We start from the raw sequence: 14,576 nt of genomic DNA, 5'->3' as shown, positions 1-14,576 counted from the left end.
ATTACAGACCGCTTACCCGAAGTTCTCGATCAGCGCTTCGTCCGAATCGCCGCCTGCCTCTTCGATCGTCTCAGAGACGAGTGTCACGAACTCCTCGAAGCCGAAGGCATAGACCTGTCCCTCGTCCAACTGCGCCTCGATTGCAGCCGCCAACTCGTCGTCCGCATCGTCCTCGACGACCGTGACTGGCGCGCCGTCGTTCTCGAGTACATCCAGTCGCTCGCGGTGGGCGGGCGCGTCGTCCTGGTAGATGACGACGGCGTCCTGCCCGGCAGCGTGGGCCGCTTCGGCAATCGAAATAGCAGGGCCAACACCTGGCCCGCCGGCGATGGCGACGATGTCCTGGTCGCCCTCGTAGGTAATGTTCCCGAACGGACCGTCGATGTGGATCGTCGCGCCGGACTCGAGATCAGCGAGCCACGGCGAGAGGTCGCCGTCGGGGTCGATACCGACGGTGATCTCGAAGGTGTCCTCGACCGACGGCGAGGAGAGCGTGTAGTGGCGGGCGAGTTCCTCGTCGACGCCGTCTGGTTCGGCTCGCACGAGCACGAACTGGCCGGGGAGCGCGTCGAATTCCTCGGGTGTTTCGAGCTCGAGTGCGACGGTGTCTGATCCAACCTCACGTACCGATTCGACAGCGACTGGCGTACCTTCCATACCGGGACGTTCGGCCGGTGGTCGAAAAGGCGTTCCGTTCCGACTCTCCAGTCGGGAAACACCGACCAAACGTACAGATTTGCCCACCCCTCGAACGGCCGGATTATGCTTTCAGAAGCCTTTTTATTGGCTGGCAGCAAGGTTCGCCTTAACATGGCTGAGGACCTCAACTGGGCAGTCGGGGGCGAGGCTGGCGATGGCATCGACTCCACTGGGAAGATCTTCGCCCAGGCGTTATCCCGAGCCGGACGGCATGTATTCACGTCGAAAGACTTCGCGTCGCGAATCCGCGGTGGCTACACAGCCTACAAGATTCGCACGTCGGTCGACAACATTCAGAGCGTCGTCGACCGCCTCGACATTCTCGTCGCGCTCACCCAGCGCACCATCGACGAGAACCTCGACGAACTCCACGAGGGGAGTGCAATCATCTACGACGGCGAACGCTCCTGGGAAGCTGATATCCCCGAGGAGATGTCCGGCGTCGACGTCCCCCTGAAATCGCTCGCCGAGGACGCAGGTGGCGCAATCATGCGCAACATCGTCGCACTCGGTGCCGCGTGTGAGATCACCGGCTTCGACGTCGAGTATCTCGACGAAGCACTCGAGAAGCGCTTCGGTGGAAAGGGCTCGAAGATCGTCGAGAACAACAAGGAAGCCGCCCGTCTGGGTCAGGAATACGTCGAAGAGAACTACGATCTCGATCTCGACTCCGATCTCGAAACGACTGACAACGACTACGTCCTGCTCAACGGCAACGAAGCGATCGGGATGGGGGCAATCGCTGCTGGCTGCCGATTCTACGCTGGCTATCCGATCACACCAGCGACCTCTATCATGGAGTACCTGACGGGTCGTATCGAGGAGTACGGTGGTCACGTCGTGCAGGCCGAGGACGAACTCTCGGCGATCAACATGGCTCTCGGTGGGGCGCGCGCTGGTGCGCGAGCGATGACGGCAACCTCTGGTGCCGGGATCGACCTGATGACCGAGACGTTCGGCCTGGTCGCGACGAGCGAGACGCCGCTCGTCATCACCGACGTTCAGCGCTCTGGTCCTTCGACCGGGATGCCGACCAAGCAGGAGCAGGGCGACCTCAACATGACTCTGTACGGCGGCCACGGCGAAATTCCACGCTTCGTCGTCACCCCGACCTCGATCGACGAGTGTTTCTGGAAGACGATCGAGGCGTTCAACCTCGCCGAAAAGTACCAGACGCCGGTCTTCCTGGTGTCTGACCTCGCAATGTCGGTCACCGAACAGACCTTCGAACCGGACACGTTCGACATGGACGCTGTCGAGATCGACCGTGGGAAACTCGTCGACGAAGACGAGGTCGAAGAGTGGCTCGACTCGCAGGGCCGCTTCCGTGCCCACGCCAACACCGAGGACGGTGTCAGCCCCCGTGCGATCCCCGGCATGACCGACGGCGCACACATGTCGACCGGACTCGAGCACAACGAACTCGGTCGCCGAACCGAAGAGCAGGACGTCCGCGTCCAGCAAGTCGACAAGCGAAACCGAAAGGTCGAGACCGCAAAGGAACAAGAAGAGTGGGACTACCGCGAATTCGGCGACGAAGACGCCGACAACCTCATCATTTCGTGGGGTTCGAACGAAGGTGCACTCGTCGAAGCACTCGACTATCTCGAGGACGATGGTGTCGACGTGCGCGTCATTTCGGTGCCGTACATCTTCCCACGACCCGACCTGAGCGACGAGATTGCGGCCGCCGAGGAGACGATCGTTGTCGAGTGTAACGCCACCGGACAGTTCGCCGACGTGATCGAACACGACGTGCTCGAACGCGTCAAGCGCATCAACAAGTACACCGGCGTTCGCTTCAAGGCGGACGAACTTGCCGAGGAAATTACCGAGAAGCTCTCCCAGGAGGTACCAGCATAATGAGTTCCCAATCCGACGTTCGATTCACTGACTTCAAGTCCGACAAGCAGCCAACCTGGTGTCCCGGATGCGGTGACTTCGGGACGATGAACGGCATGATGAAAGCCCTCGCCGAGACCGGCAACGACCCCGACAACACGTTCGTGGTCGCCGGGATCGGCTGTTCCGGTAAGATCGGGACCTACATGCACAGCTACGCGCTGCACGGGGTCCACGGCCGCGCACTGCCGGTCGCAACCGGTGTCAAGATGGCGCGCCCGGACATCGAAGTGATGGCCGCCGGCGGTGACGGTGACGGCTACTCGATCGGTGCCGGTCACTTCGTTCACGCCGTTCGCCGGAACGTCGACATGTCCTACGTCGTCATGGACAACCGCATCTACGGCCTGACGAAGGGCCAGGCGTCGCCGACCTCGCGCTCTGACTTCGAGACCTCGACGACGCCGGAGGGGCCACAGCAGCCGCCGGTCAACCCGCTCGCGCTCGCACTCGCCTCGGGTGCGACCTTCATCGCGCAGTCCTTCGCCTCGGATGCACTGCGCCACCAGGAGATTATCCAGGAGGCCATCGAGCACGACGGCTTCGGCTTCGTCAACGTCTTCAGCCCGTGTGTCACGTTCAACGACGTCGACACCTACGACTACTTCCGCGACTCGCTGGTTGACCTGAAAGAAGACGAGGACCACGACCGCCACGACTACGAGGACGCCAAGGAGGTCATCCTCGACGGCGATAAGGAGTTCCAGGGTGTCATGTATCAGGACGAAAACTCGGTGCCGTACCACGAACAGCACGGCGTCACCGAGGACATGTCCGACATTCCGGACGGCGCTCCTGAGGACGCGATGGATCTCGTCCGCGAGTTCTACTAACTGCGACTGCGGTCAGCCGCCCTCCGTCCCACGGCGGTCAGCGGTTACTCGAAGTGAATTAACGGTTTGATTATATCGTCCTCTTTTTCGTCCATCATTTCGAACGCCTCCTCAATCTCGTCGAACTCGAACTCGTGTGTCGTCATCTTCGTTGGGTCAACGCGGTCGTTTGCCAGAAGTCGCAGAAGCCGCTTGATACGCAATCGCCCTCCTGGACAGAGATCGGTCACGATATCGATTTCGGCCATCCCAACTCCCCACTCCTCACGTGGAATATGTCGATATTCACCGTCACCATGGTAGCCGACGTTTGAGACAGTGCCACCTGGTTTGACGACCTTGATCGCATCCTGTAACGTTGTATCGCTGCCGAGTGCTTCAATAGCGGCATCGACGCCCACTCCATCAGTCATCTCCATGATCTCTTCTACCGCATCTGTTTCTCCGAAATCAACGACGTGGTCGGCACCGTACTCTCGAGCGAGTTCTTGTCGTTTTGGAACGGTTTCGACGGCGATGATCGTTCCTGCTCCCTGTAGTGACGCCCCTTTCGTTGCCATTAACCCAACCGGCCCCTGCGCAAATACCGCGACTGTCCCACCGATTGGGATGGCTGCGTTTTCCGCCGCTGCGAATCCGGTGGTCATCATGTCCGTCGTGTACAACGCCTCGTGATCGCTTACCTCATCAGGGATGTGTGCAAGGTTCCCATCGGCGTCGTTCACGTGGACGTACTCCGCGAACGTCCCGTCTTTTACATTTGCGAACTTCCACCCGCCCAACGCGCCTTCTGACTGGGATGGATGGCCGTCTTGTGCCGCTTCGGAGCTCCAATCCGGCGTAATCGCACCGACAGCCACGCGGTCTCCCGGTTCGAAATCAGAGACAGCTTCGCCGACTGTATCAACGACACCGACTACTTCGTGCCCAAGAGTGAGGTTTTCCCGATCCCCGATTGCACCGTGAACCGTGTGGCAGTCTGACGTACAGATGAGGCCCTTCGTGGGCTTGAGGATCGCGTCACTGGGCCCGAACTCGGGGCGATCTTTTTCCGTTAGCCCAGTCTCACCGATCCCGTCCATTACGAACGCTTTCATTGACATGCACCACTACGCACGCCGATCAACATGATAACTGTTTCACAGGAAAATCTGTAATTCGCCCTCTCTGTTCATGAAGACTATCCTACAGTTGTGACCCCATCATTAACAGTAGTAGGGTGCAAATGAATGACATGGGGTGACAGAATCATGAAAAAGAACGTAGGCGGTATCGATCGTCAAGGGCGGCTTCTCATCGGTGCTATTCTAGCTATCGCTGGCATAGCCGCTCTCGGTGGATTCTGGGCCGTTGGTCCCATTGCCGGCGCTGTGGCACTCGTCCTTGGAATTATTCTCCTGGTGACGGGGGCGACGCAAAAGTGCCCTATCAATGGGGTGGTCGGAATGGATACCACCGAGCGAGTAGAAGAAAGGGAGTAGTCTACCCCTTTGATCGGTTTTCTTAGCGATATGTGATATACCGCGCGCTGTATTCAGCACACCGCTACAGACAGCGACAACGCGAACAACTCAGACCGGATGGTCGACCGACTCGAGTAACTCCTCGATATTCGCCGACTCCTCGGCCAGCATTTCGGGGTGTGTTCCGAGCAAGACGAGCAGGTCGTCCTCGTTGACGAACGAGGTCAGCGTTAGTTCGATCTCGATCTCCTCGCCGTCGAACGTCGACTCCCCGACGAACGTGTCCACGTCGCGGCCGTCGCCGAGAATCTCCAGGCCGAACGACTCCCGGTGCTCGATGTCCTCGATCTGGCCCGCCTCGCTGTCGACCTCCTCGAGGAGGCGCTCGACCAGTTCGTTGTTCCCCAGATCCTCGAGCGGGTTGAACGACCGACCCAGAATCTCGACTGCCGGCATCGAGAGTGCCGTAAACAGCGCGGCTTCCTCCTCACCGACGGGAGCGAGGTCGACATCTTTCACGTACGTCGACTGCCAGAAGCCGGCCCGGATCTCACGCTCGATACCCGCGCCGACATCGACGGACTCCTCGAGTGCCTGCTCCTCGACGGACTCCTCAGCGTAGCCGGTCTCCTCGAGTGCGTCGTCGTGGGGGGCGACTCTGTCGGCGCTGAACTCGAGTGGACCGTTGCCGAGCGCGAAGTCGAGACAGCCGGCGGTCAGTGCGAGCGAGGCGGTGGCGCCTGCGGCGAGTAGCGACCGCCGTGAAGGGGTACTCGTCGACGATTCTGCTCGTACTGTCGCTGCTCTGTCGTCGTAGGCGCGCGTAGAATCGCGAGTCACGTCCGTACTGGACGAGTGACTGTCACGATTCGGTGACGAATCAGCCATCATCACAGTGTTCGAAACCAACACCATAGTCGTTGTGGTCCGGTGTGAGGCCCTGAATCACCGTTCAGTCCGCGTTTCGAATAATTCAGGATAGTGGCTAGTGGAACCCAGTGCTAGCCCCGGTCGAAAGATCGCTATCGTGTGACCGAGAAACACATCAAGAGTTATCGGGGTCGCCCGCACCCATGTAGGTATGACCGAGTTTGCAACCCGGGTCGAGGACGTGTCGATCAGTGGCATCCGCGAAGTGTTCGAGGCCGCGGGCGAGGACGCGATCAATCTCGGCATCGGCCAACCCGATTTCCCGACGCCGGATCACGTCCGCCAGGCGGCGATCGAGGCTATCGAATCGGGGCAGGTGGACGCCTACACGTCGAACAAGGGGATCAGCCAACTTCGAGAAGCCATCGCAACGAAGTACGACCGCGACTACGGCATCGAGGTCGACCCTGAGCATACGATGGCTACCTCGGGCGGCAGCGAGGCACTCCACCTTGCACTCGAAGCCCACGTCGATCCAGGCCAGGAGGTTATCTTCCCAGATCCCGGCTTCGTCTCCTACGACGCGCTGACGCGGTTCGCCGGTGGCACACCGAAACCGCTCTCACTGCGCGAGGACCTCACTCTCGATCCGGCGGCCGTCGAGGAGGCCATCACCGACGAGACAGCGGCGTTCATCGTCAACAGTCCGTCGAACCCGACGGGGGCCGTCCAGAGCGAAGCCGACATGCGGGAGTTCGCGCGGATCGCCGACGAACACGACGTGCTCTGCATCTCCGACGAGGTCTACGAACACATCGTCTTCGAGGGCGAGCACCACTCACCGCTGAAATTCGCCGAGACGGACAACGTGATTGTCGTCAGCGCCTGCTCGAAGACGTACTCGATGACCGGCTGGCGACTCGGCTGGCTCGTCGGCTCCGGCGACCGAATCGATCGCATGGTTCGGATCCACCAGTACGCCCAGGCCTGTGCCTCCGCCCCGGCGCAGTTCGCCGCTGAGGCGGCGCTGACAGGGCCACAGGATCCGGTCGACGAGATGGTCGCTGCGTTCGAAGAACGCCGTGACGTGGTCGTTGACGGCCTCGTGGACGCCGGTCTCGAGGTCCCGACGCCGTCGGGTGCGTTCTACGCCATGCCGAAGGTCCCCGACGGCTGGTGTGAGGAAGTGCTCGACCGCGGCGTCGTCGTCGTCCCCGGCGACGCCTTCGGCGCGAACGGCGCGGGCTACGCCCGTCTCTCGTATGCAACCAGCATGGAAGACCTGAAGGACGCACTCGAGATCATGGACGACGCGACGAGCGCAGTTCGGTAGCGACACGCTGGCTTCCGTTCGGTCCGGTCCACTTTTCGCGAGTATATAAGTGATCCAACTGTGCAGTACGAACGGCCATCGACGGCTGAGGCGTACGTGCTACTGATGGCGACTGACACTGGCAGCCACTCGAGTAGCGCAGAAACCAGATGGGACGTCCGCGTGCCGACGGCCGGACTCGACGAGCGACTGTGGCTCGTTCTCGGTGCGAGCGCGCTCGTCGTGGTGGTCACGTCGATGCTGATCGCGACTACCATCGCACTAGGTGTAACGGGCGGTCCGTCCGCCGAACCGGCCCCGGGTCTGATCTACGGCGCGAGCGCGGTCGGCTTACTTGCCGGAGTGGGGCTCTGCTGGTGGCAGTTCGATGCGGCAGAGCGGCGGGCTGCGTTCCCGCTCTCGCGACCCAGTCGGGCCGAACTCGGCTGGACGCTCGTCTTCCTGCCGCTCGGTATCGGCGGCTTTCTCGCCGGCGAGCAGGTCGCGGCGCTGCTCGGCTTCGACCTCCCCACGTTCTACGCGTACGACCTGACCGACCCCACGACCGCGCTGGGTGTCGTCCTCGGTGCTGTTCTCGTCGCACCGCTCGCCGAAGAACTGCTCTTTCGGGGCGCACTCGTCGGCGCGGTACTCGAGTCCCGTGGCTCCGTCGTGCTCGCTGGAGCAGTGTCGGTCGGCCTCTTCGCGGGTTACCACGTGTTTGCGCTCGGTGTCGCGGGCGTCTTCGCCATCGCGGGCTGGGCTATCTTTCCGACAATTCTGCGCTTCCGGTTTGACAACCTCGCGGGGGCGTGGCTGTTGCACCTGCTCAATAATCTGTACGCTTACGTCGTGATCGCTGTCCTCGCGAGCTGAGGGACTGTGAAGATGGTGTCGGCTGTCACCCTGCTGTCGTCGACCGCTTGCCGGCGCTACGATAGCACTGACTGCATCACCGCTCGCTCCGCCCGTCGAAGCAGGTCCGAGGCCGTACTCTCGGTACACTCGAGTGCCGCCGCGATATCGGCGAGACTCCCCTCGCGCGGAATCTCGTAGTAGCCACAGTCGACGGCCTGGCGAAGCGCCCGGTACTGTCTGGCGGTCAGTTGATCCGTAACCCGTGGCCCGCGACCGCGGTAGTCACCGATCTCCTCGATTTCGACGGAGACTGTTGCCGAGAGGTCGTCGACGACCTCGCGCAGCGCCTCGAACTCGCCGAGCAGCGTCAGCCGAACGACGCCGTCCTCAATGACGACGGGCGGCACGTGGATGAAGTCGTGGCCGAAGAAGGCGGCCCACCACGACTGGTCGGCGTCGGGCGAGTCCTCCTGTACGTACGCGTAGAACCGCTCGTCGTCGACCGCTTTGAGTTCGTAGCCGACGATTTCGGGAGCCGACTCGAGTGCCGCCTCGTACACTGTCCGGTCGCCGACGACGAACAGGAGCTGGTTGAGCACGTCGTTCCGACTCATTCGCCAGTTGAGCAGTTCCTCCCGGACGATGGCGTCTTCGGCGGCGATCCGCGCGTCGAACGAGCGGGTGTCTGCGGGAGTCGTTTCGTCCTCCTCACTGTCCCCGCTTTCGTTGTCGCCTTCAGCAGCACTCTCCTCGCCCCAGTCATCTCCCTCGACGGTCACCTCGACGAATCGCATCTGCTCTGACTGGGCGTGCGTGGCGAATAAAACTCCGGGTCCGGACCACCGTAGCTCGCTTCAGCCCTCGCGCTCCAGAAACGCCTCGAGTTCCGGTCGGATTGTGTCGGGAGAATCGTACTCGAGTACCCGGATGCTGTCGTTGCCGCGGATCATGGCCGAAAGCTCGTGGGGCGAGTCCGGGCGGTAGAGACAGCAGACGGGTTTCTCGAGGGCGACGGCGCGACCGAGTTCGTAGCCGACGCCGAGACTGGGAGTGGTGACTTCGGCGACGACGACATCGGCCTGACGCAACCATGCCAGGTCCTGTTGGTAGATGTCGGTGTCGGTGAGGTTCGCAGCAGCTTCGTTTGCTTCGACGCCGTCGGTTCCAACGTGTTCAGTGAGAACGGTGCCGTGAGACTCCAGTAGTGCGATGAGCTCACGATAGAGGGCCGCGTCGTCGCGGCCGCCGCGGATGGAGCCGGCGAAGTAGATGTCAATGTCCATGTCCATGTCCATGTCCATGGCGGCGTGGTTCCGACCAGTGGGCAATCAACGTTCGGATTGGGGTCGGGACGTTGGCGCGACGTGGTACGATCAGATATCGGCGCTCAGCTACAGTGCGCCGGTGACTGACTCCATCGTCGTCACCTTCTCCTCCTCGGAGACACCCCTGACGAAGCCGACGCGGACCGCGTCGACGCCGTCGATGGCGGCGTACGCTTCGACCCACTCGCGGACCTCCGCGGGGGTGCCGGCCGGCGCGAGGTCGTCGAGTACGTCGTCTGGGAGCGCCGCGGCCATCGCGTCCGTGTCGCGGTCCTCCCAGGCGGCTCGGATTTCGCTTACGACGTCCTCGTAGCCCTGTTCGGCGACGGAATCGCCGTAGTAGGGGCCGTAGGCCCCGAGCATGAACGCCGTCGTGCTGCGGGCAAGGTCGCGCGCCCGCTCGCGGTCCTCGGAGGCGACGCCGCGGACGATCGGCGCAACACGGAGGTCGTCGAGACTCTTACTCGTGTCCGCGAGTTCCGCGCCGCGCTGTAAGTCCTCGAGACGGTCTCGCAGGCCGTCCGCGGTGAACAGTTGCGGTGCCCAGCCGTCACCGAAGCGGCCGGCCATCTCGGTTGCCTTCGGGCCGAGAGTGGCGACATCGATCGCCGGCGGCGTGTCGGGAACGTCGCGCTCGTAGTCGAGGCCGGGAATGTCGAAGATGTCGCCCTCGTAGGCGGGCGAGCCGGTCTCGAAGACGTTGCGGATGATTTCGATGGTCTCACGGGTACGACGCAGCGGGCGGTCGAACTCGGCTCCGTGCCAGCGCTCGGTAATCGCGGGCGAACTCGGCCCGATTCCGAGGCGGAAGCGCCCGTCCGAGGCGTCGTGAAGCGTGAGCGCCGTCTGGGCGAGCATCGCAGGCGAGCGCCCGTACGGCGAGACTACGTCGTTCGAGAGGCCAAGTACGTCAGTCCGGTCGGCTGCGAGCGTCAGCGGCGGGACGATGTTCCAGCCCGTCGTCTCGCCCGTCGTGATCCGGTCGAAGCCGAGTTCTTCGGCCTGGACGGCGCGGTCGGCCACGTCCTGTGGCCGCTCGTAGTCGTTGAGCCCGATCAGGAGGTCGAGTTCGGCGTCTACGTGTTCTGTCACGCTGGTCCCCTCCGCGCTCGTCGTTCGATCGATTCAGTCGGTTCGTGTGGCACGAGTACTCCCATCACCACCTACCGCGTGACCGATTGGCATAAAATTCAGCGTTCCCGACAGGGTCGCCGCGGTACCCCGTAAGCGCCACCGCGGAAGAAACGTTGATACGGCTCGTCGCTAATGCGAGCGTATGACACACGACTGCTCGTTTCTCGCGGACCTCTCCCTGGCCGACGACCAGGTTTCGTTCGCGACGGGACGACGAGAGACGCACGCAGCCGACTGGGGCGCACAGCAGACCGACGAGGGCGTCGTTCCGGACGCGGTCGTCTGGGCGGAAGAGACTGCTGACGTAGCCGCCGTACTCGAGTCGGCCACCGAACACGGCGTCCCGGTCACACCCTACGCGGCGGGGACGGGACTCGAGGGCAACGCCGTTCCGGCCGAGGGCGGCATCAGCCTCGATCTGACGCGAATGGACGACGTGATCGACTACCGACCGGACGACTTCCAGATCGACGTCGGGCCGGGCATCATCGGCGACGCCGTCGACGAGTACGTCGCGGGCGACGGCCTCTGGTTCCCGCCGCTGCCCTCCTCGGGCGACATCTCGACGATTGGCGGCATGATCGCGACCGACGCGAGCGGCATGCAGACCGTCAAGTACGGCGAGGTAGCCGACTGGGTGCTCGCACTCGAGGCCGTCCTCGCCGACGGCACCGTGATTCAGACCGGCTCGCGGGCGAGCAAGACCTCAAGCGGCTACAACCTCACCGACCTGCTCGTCGGGAGCGAGGGCACCCTCGCCGTCATCACCGAGGCCACACTCGAGTTGGCCGGCCGGCCACAGCAGATTCGCGGCGGGCGAGCCATCTTCGAGACGCTTGACGATGCGGCTGAAGCTATCTTCGACGCGATTCGGACGGACGTCGACGTGGCGCGGATCGAACTCGTCGACGAGTTGAGTGCCCACATGGCAAACGAGTATCTCGGCTCGGACTTGCCCGACGCGCCGATGGTCTTTCTCGAGTTCCACGCGAATCACGGCATCGAGGAGGAGATCGATCTCTGTCAAATGATCTTCGAGGACCACGACGTGGTGCAGTTCGAGCTGAGTTCGGACGACGCCGAGATGGCCGAGCTCTGGGAAGTACGCCGGGAACTGGCCTACGCCGAGGTGAACTACGATCCGGAGCTGACGCCGATCCATCCAGGTGACGTGACGGTACCGATCAGCTCCTACCCCGAAATCGTCCGCGAAGCCAAGCGGATCGCGGGAGAGACGGACCTCTTGATCCCCTGCTTCGGCCACGCGGGTGACGGGAACCTCCACTATACCGTCCTCGTCGACCCCGAGGACCCCGGGTTCGTCGAACGTGGGGAGGAGGCGTACCGAGAGCTCGTGGAACTCGCGCTGGACATGGGCGGTACGGCGACCGGTGAGCACGGTATCGGCCAGGGCAAGCAGGCGTATCTCGAGCCCGAGCACGGAGCTGGTGGGGTAGACGCAATGCGTCGGGTCAAGCGGGCACTCGATCCGACGGGGACGCTGAACCCTGGGAAGGTTTTCCCAGCGGAGAGCGACGAGGAAGCGGGTCGGTAGGCGTTCTGGAGACTACACTGCTCGCGGTGAAGCCAAGAGACGGAGCACTCAAGACACTCTCCCCCATAAGCCAGCGCAGTGAGTCAGGACGCCATCACGGTACTGTTCGGCGATCCGTTCGCCGTCATGAACACGATCGGACTCGTCGCGTTCGCCCTCGTCGGCTCGTCGAAGGCGATCCGTGAGGAGTTCGACGTGTTTGGAATCGCCATCGTCGGCCTGGCGATGGCGTTCGCCGGTGGCGTCACCCGGGACCTGCTCGTCACACGCGTCCCGCTGGCGCTCCAGTCACCGATAGAAATCGGTCTGGGCCTGCTCGGTGTTGGGCTGGCAATCGCGCTGAGCGTCGTTCTGTCGTCGCCCGAACAACATCCAATCACCATCGTCTCCGACGCGATCGGGCTGGCTGCCTTCGCGACGACCGGTGCAATCGTCGCGACGGAGGCCGGTGTCTCTGCGTTCGGCGTCGTCGCAATCGCAACGATCAACGCCGTCGGCGGCGGCGCGTTCGCGGATATTCTCCTCGATCGCGCCCCGTTCATCCTCTTCGAGGACTTCTACGCGAGCTGTGCGGTTCTGGGCGGCAGCGCCTACTGGCTCGTCGGAACGGTCGGTGGTGCCGAAGGGCTAGCCGCCGTGGCCTGTGCGGCAGTGACCGTCGTGACTCGGTTGGCTGCGGTGACGTACAGCTGGAGTCTCCCGACGGTCCACCACCTGGGTCGACAGGGCAACCGGTAACGTCTGGTCACGATATCACAACATCACAACACTATCACCCTACAACACGTCACTATCACCCTCCCCCACGACACTACCACACCGCCATATCACAACACCACCTCCGCAGCAACACAACACCACCACCGCCACATCACAACACCACCACCGCCACATCACAACACCACCACCGCCACATCACAACACCACCACCGCCACATCACAACACCACCACCGCCACATCACAACACCACCACCGCCACATCACAACACCACCACCGCCACATCACAACACCACAACCGCAGTACTGACACAGACCGAAAGTGCCAGAAAGGGCGCCCACGTTGTCTCCACATCTCTCGCCGTTGTCCCGCCAGCGGCACGCTCACCACCTATGGCCACACAGATCAAAGACCCAGTCCACGGCTACATCGAACTCGACCAGCCGCTGGTCGACCGCATCGTCGACACCCGCGCGTTCCAGCGCCTGCGCTACGTCCGCCAGCTCTCGGCAACTCACCTCGTCTACCCCGGCGCGAATCACACCCGCTTCGAGCACAGCCTCGGCGTCTACCACCTCGGGCGCACCGTCTTCGAAAAGCTCCGCGGCCAGTCGTACTTCACCCGCAACACCGACACCGACAGTCTGGACGAAATCCAGCGGACACTCGAGTGCGCCTGCCTGCTCCACGACGTCGGCCACCCGCCGTTTTCGCATCTGGCGGAGCAGTTCCTCGACCGGGAGGAGCTGTACGACCGACTCGAGGATGCGGGACTCGTCGGTGCGTTTGCGGAAGCGGGGCTCGACGAGGGAGCGATTCGAACGGCGAGTTCGCACGAACTGCTCGGCTGTCTCATCATCATCGAGGAGTTCGGCGAGGCGCTACAGGCACTCGGCGTGGATCCGTACGAGGTCTGTGGCTACGTGCTCGGCTACAGTCTCGTCTTCGAACGTGGCGGCCCCTGGCAGTACGGTCTCGGGGCGCAACTGTTGCACTCGCCGATCGACGTCGACCGGCTCGACTACATCACGCGGGACAATCGGATGACCGGCGCAGACGTGCTGAGCTTCGATACGAGTCGGATGGTCGACGCCTACACCGCCCACCCGGAGGAAGGGCTCGCGCTCTCGGAAAAGGCCCTGAGCACCATCGGGAACTATCTCGAGGGACGGATCGCGCTGTACATGTGGGTCACTCAGCACCACAAGTCGGTGTACGCGAACGTGTTGCTTCGGGAGATGTTGGCCGAACTGGATTCGATCACGGCGGTACGCCCGGTGACGATCGACCAGGTGATCGACGAGGAAATCGACGACAACACGCTGATGGAGCGCCTCCGAAAGACGGCTCGCGAACAGCCGGAGTCGACGCTTGCGGCGCTGTACGATCGCTTCCGGGCGCGGCGATTTCACAAAACCTGCTGGAAGCACCGGATCGCCTACGCCGACCGCGTGGATGCAGACCGGGAGGCGTTCGGCCAGTGGCTCGTCGGGAACGCGACGCGACTCGAGGCGTTGCTCGCGTCGGAACTGGACGTGCCGACCCACGAGGTCTGGATCGAGCGTTCGTACGTTCCGGAGTACGAGCCGGGAGAGTTGCGGGATATTCCGATCGCCTACGGCGGGACGACCCGTTCGGTGGGCGACTGGGGACTGTACGGGGAGCGGGCGTTCGACACGCCGATTCCGTTCGTGTTCGTCCCCGACGGTGAGAAGAAGCGAGCGACGAAGACGCTCGTTGAGACGTTTCACGCGGAGTACGGCGGCCGCTGAGGAGGGGATTGCTCTCGCTCAGCCACAGCTCCGTTGTCAATCGTACGACGGTGGGGCTGGAGTCCGAGTGTCGTTCGGCGTGGCTCTGACCTGGTTCGGTTCGGGCCGTACTCGAGTTTCGTCTCGTCCCTGC

At 62.9% G+C, this 14,576-nt stretch carries 14 protein-coding genes; 8 read left to right on the top strand and 6 right to left on the bottom strand.

The features are described 5' to 3' along the window. Window positions 1-12: 12 nt before the first annotated feature. Complete coding sequence (locus tag NMAG_RS02585; protein ID WP_004214144.1) at window positions 13-657, bottom strand: ferredoxin--NADP reductase; 645 nt, start codon at window positions 655-657, stop codon at window positions 13-15. Between the two features lie 153 nt (window positions 658-810). On the opposite strand from NMAG_RS02585, the gene NMAG_RS02580 reads away from it, so the two are divergent. Both NMAG_RS02580 and NMAG_RS02575 read left to right on the top strand, forming a co-directional pair. Continuing rightward, window positions 811-2,562: a 2-oxoacid:acceptor oxidoreductase subunit alpha gene (locus NMAG_RS02580; RefSeq protein WP_004214142.1), complete on the top strand. Its 1,752-nt coding sequence runs from the start codon at window positions 811-813 to the stop codon at window positions 2,560-2,562. Beyond that, a complete protein-coding gene (locus tag NMAG_RS02575; protein WP_004214140.1) occupies window positions 2,562-3,434 on the top strand; it encodes a 2-oxoacid:ferredoxin oxidoreductase subunit beta in 873 nt (290 codons plus the stop codon). The genes NMAG_RS02580 and NMAG_RS02575 overlap by 1 nt, the downstream gene beginning before the upstream one ends. Window positions 3,435-3,478: 44 nt before the next feature. On the opposite strand, the gene NMAG_RS02570 is transcribed toward NMAG_RS02575, so the two are convergent. Next, window positions 3,479-4,531, bottom strand: coding sequence for an NAD(P)-dependent alcohol dehydrogenase (locus NMAG_RS02570; RefSeq protein WP_012996372.1), 1,053 nt, complete (start codon window positions 4,529-4,531; stop codon window positions 3,479-3,481). Window positions 4,532-4,684: 153 nt separating this feature from the next. Between NMAG_RS02570 and NMAG_RS02565 the strand changes: the two genes are divergently transcribed. Beyond that, the gene (locus tag NMAG_RS02565) at window positions 4,685-4,915 is read left to right on the top strand and encodes a YgaP family membrane protein (RefSeq protein ID WP_012996371.1); all 231 of its coding nucleotides are present in this window, start codon (window positions 4,685-4,687) and stop codon (window positions 4,913-4,915) included. A 90-nt stretch (window positions 4,916-5,005) separates the two neighbouring features. Here NMAG_RS02565 and NMAG_RS02560 read toward each other — a convergent pair whose 3' ends face one another. Then, window positions 5,006-5,812 carry a DUF6517 family protein gene (locus NMAG_RS02560; RefSeq protein ID WP_004214136.1) on the bottom strand — a complete coding sequence of 269 codons (807 nt, stop codon included), beginning with the start codon at window positions 5,810-5,812 and terminating at the stop codon, window positions 5,006-5,008. A 166-nt stretch (window positions 5,813-5,978) separates the two neighbouring features. On the opposite strand from NMAG_RS02560, the gene NMAG_RS02555 reads away from it, so the two are divergent. Both NMAG_RS02555 and NMAG_RS02550 read left to right on the top strand, forming a co-directional pair. Then, window positions 5,979-7,100, top strand: coding sequence for a pyridoxal phosphate-dependent aminotransferase (locus tag NMAG_RS02555; protein WP_004214135.1), 1,122 nt, complete (start codon window positions 5,979-5,981; stop codon window positions 7,098-7,100). Window positions 7,101-7,160: 60 nt separating this feature from the next. Next, complete coding sequence (locus NMAG_RS02550) at window positions 7,161-7,955, top strand: CPBP family intramembrane glutamic endopeptidase (protein WP_004214133.1); 795 nt, start codon at window positions 7,161-7,163, stop codon at window positions 7,953-7,955. Between the two features lie 56 nt (window positions 7,956-8,011). On the opposite strand, the gene NMAG_RS02545 is transcribed toward NMAG_RS02550, so the two are convergent. The 3 genes from NMAG_RS02545 to NMAG_RS02535 form a co-directional block, all read right to left on the bottom strand. Next, window positions 8,012-8,731 (bottom strand): helix-turn-helix domain-containing protein, encoded by a 720-nt coding sequence (locus NMAG_RS02545; RefSeq protein ID WP_004214131.1) that lies wholly within the window; start codon window positions 8,729-8,731, stop codon window positions 8,012-8,014. Window positions 8,732-8,791: 60 nt separating this feature from the next. After that, window positions 8,792-9,214 carry a nucleoside 2-deoxyribosyltransferase gene (locus tag NMAG_RS02540; RefSeq protein WP_069673585.1) on the bottom strand — a complete coding sequence of 141 codons (423 nt, stop codon included), beginning with the start codon at window positions 9,212-9,214 and terminating at the stop codon, window positions 8,792-8,794. 114 nt (window positions 9,215-9,328) lie between these two features. Then, window positions 9,329-10,354: a TIGR04024 family LLM class F420-dependent oxidoreductase gene (locus tag NMAG_RS02535; RefSeq protein WP_004214127.1), complete on the bottom strand. Its 1,026-nt coding sequence runs from the start codon at window positions 10,352-10,354 to the stop codon at window positions 9,329-9,331. 184 nt (window positions 10,355-10,538) lie between these two features. On the opposite strand from NMAG_RS02535, the gene NMAG_RS02530 reads away from it, so the two are divergent. The 3 genes from NMAG_RS02530 to NMAG_RS02520 all read left to right on the top strand — a co-directional run bounded on the left by NMAG_RS02530 (window position 10,539) and on the right by NMAG_RS02520 (window position 14,443). Then, window positions 10,539-11,951: an FAD-binding oxidoreductase gene (locus NMAG_RS02530; RefSeq protein WP_004214126.1), complete on the top strand. Its 1,413-nt coding sequence runs from the start codon at window positions 10,539-10,541 to the stop codon at window positions 11,949-11,951. A 78-nt stretch (window positions 11,952-12,029) separates the two neighbouring features. Beyond that, window positions 12,030-12,689 carry a trimeric intracellular cation channel family protein gene (locus NMAG_RS02525; RefSeq protein WP_004214125.1) on the top strand — a complete coding sequence of 220 codons (660 nt, stop codon included), beginning with the start codon at window positions 12,030-12,032 and terminating at the stop codon, window positions 12,687-12,689. A 374-nt stretch (window positions 12,690-13,063) separates the two neighbouring features. Next, on the top strand, window positions 13,064-14,443 hold the full coding sequence (locus NMAG_RS02520) for an HD domain-containing protein (protein ID WP_004214124.1): 1,380 nt from the start codon (window positions 13,064-13,066) through the stop codon (window positions 14,441-14,443). The last annotated feature ends 133 nt before the right edge of the window (window positions 14,444-14,576 follow it).

Source organism: Natrialba magadii ATCC 43099 (assembly GCF_000025625.1).
In the GTDB taxonomy this organism is placed as follows: domain Archaea; phylum Halobacteriota; class Halobacteria; order Halobacteriales; family Natrialbaceae; genus Natrialba; species Natrialba magadii.
Note: the sequence above shows the minus strand (reverse complement) of the source record. Positions and strands in the feature narration are given on the sequence as shown.

What these genes read in the sequence shown, in the direction of transcription:
- NMAG_RS02565 (WP_012996371.1), top strand. Translation starts at nt 4,685, where the DNA reads ATGAAAAAGAACGTAGGCGGTATCGATCGTCAAGGGCGGCTTCTCATC.
- NMAG_RS02580 (WP_004214142.1), top strand. Translation starts at nt 811, where the DNA reads ATGGCTGAGGACCTCAACTGGGCAGTCGGGGGCGAGGCTGGCGATGGC.
- NMAG_RS02555 (WP_004214135.1), top strand. Translation starts at nt 5,979, where the DNA reads ATGACCGAGTTTGCAACCCGGGTCGAGGACGTGTCGATCAGTGGCATC.
- NMAG_RS02545 (WP_004214131.1), bottom strand. Translation starts at nt 8,731, where the DNA reads ATGCGATTCGTCGAGGTGACCGTCGAGGGAGATGACTGGGGCGAGGAG.
- NMAG_RS02575 (WP_004214140.1), top strand. Translation starts at nt 2,562, where the DNA reads ATGAGTTCCCAATCCGACGTTCGATTCACTGACTTCAAGTCCGACAAG.
- NMAG_RS02570 (WP_012996372.1), bottom strand. Translation starts at nt 4,531, where the DNA reads ATGAAAGCGTTCGTAATGGACGGGATCGGTGAGACTGGGCTAACGGAA.
- NMAG_RS02530 (WP_004214126.1), top strand. Translation starts at nt 10,539, where the DNA reads ATGACACACGACTGCTCGTTTCTCGCGGACCTCTCCCTGGCCGACGAC.
- NMAG_RS02585 (WP_004214144.1), bottom strand. Translation starts at nt 657, where the DNA reads ATGGAAGGTACGCCAGTCGCTGTCGAATCGGTACGTGAGGTTGGATCA.
- NMAG_RS02560 (WP_004214136.1), bottom strand. Translation starts at nt 5,812, where the DNA reads ATGGTGTTGGTTTCGAACACTGTGATGATGGCTGATTCGTCACCGAAT.
- NMAG_RS02520 (WP_004214124.1), top strand. Translation starts at nt 13,064, where the DNA reads ATGGCCACACAGATCAAAGACCCAGTCCACGGCTACATCGAACTCGAC.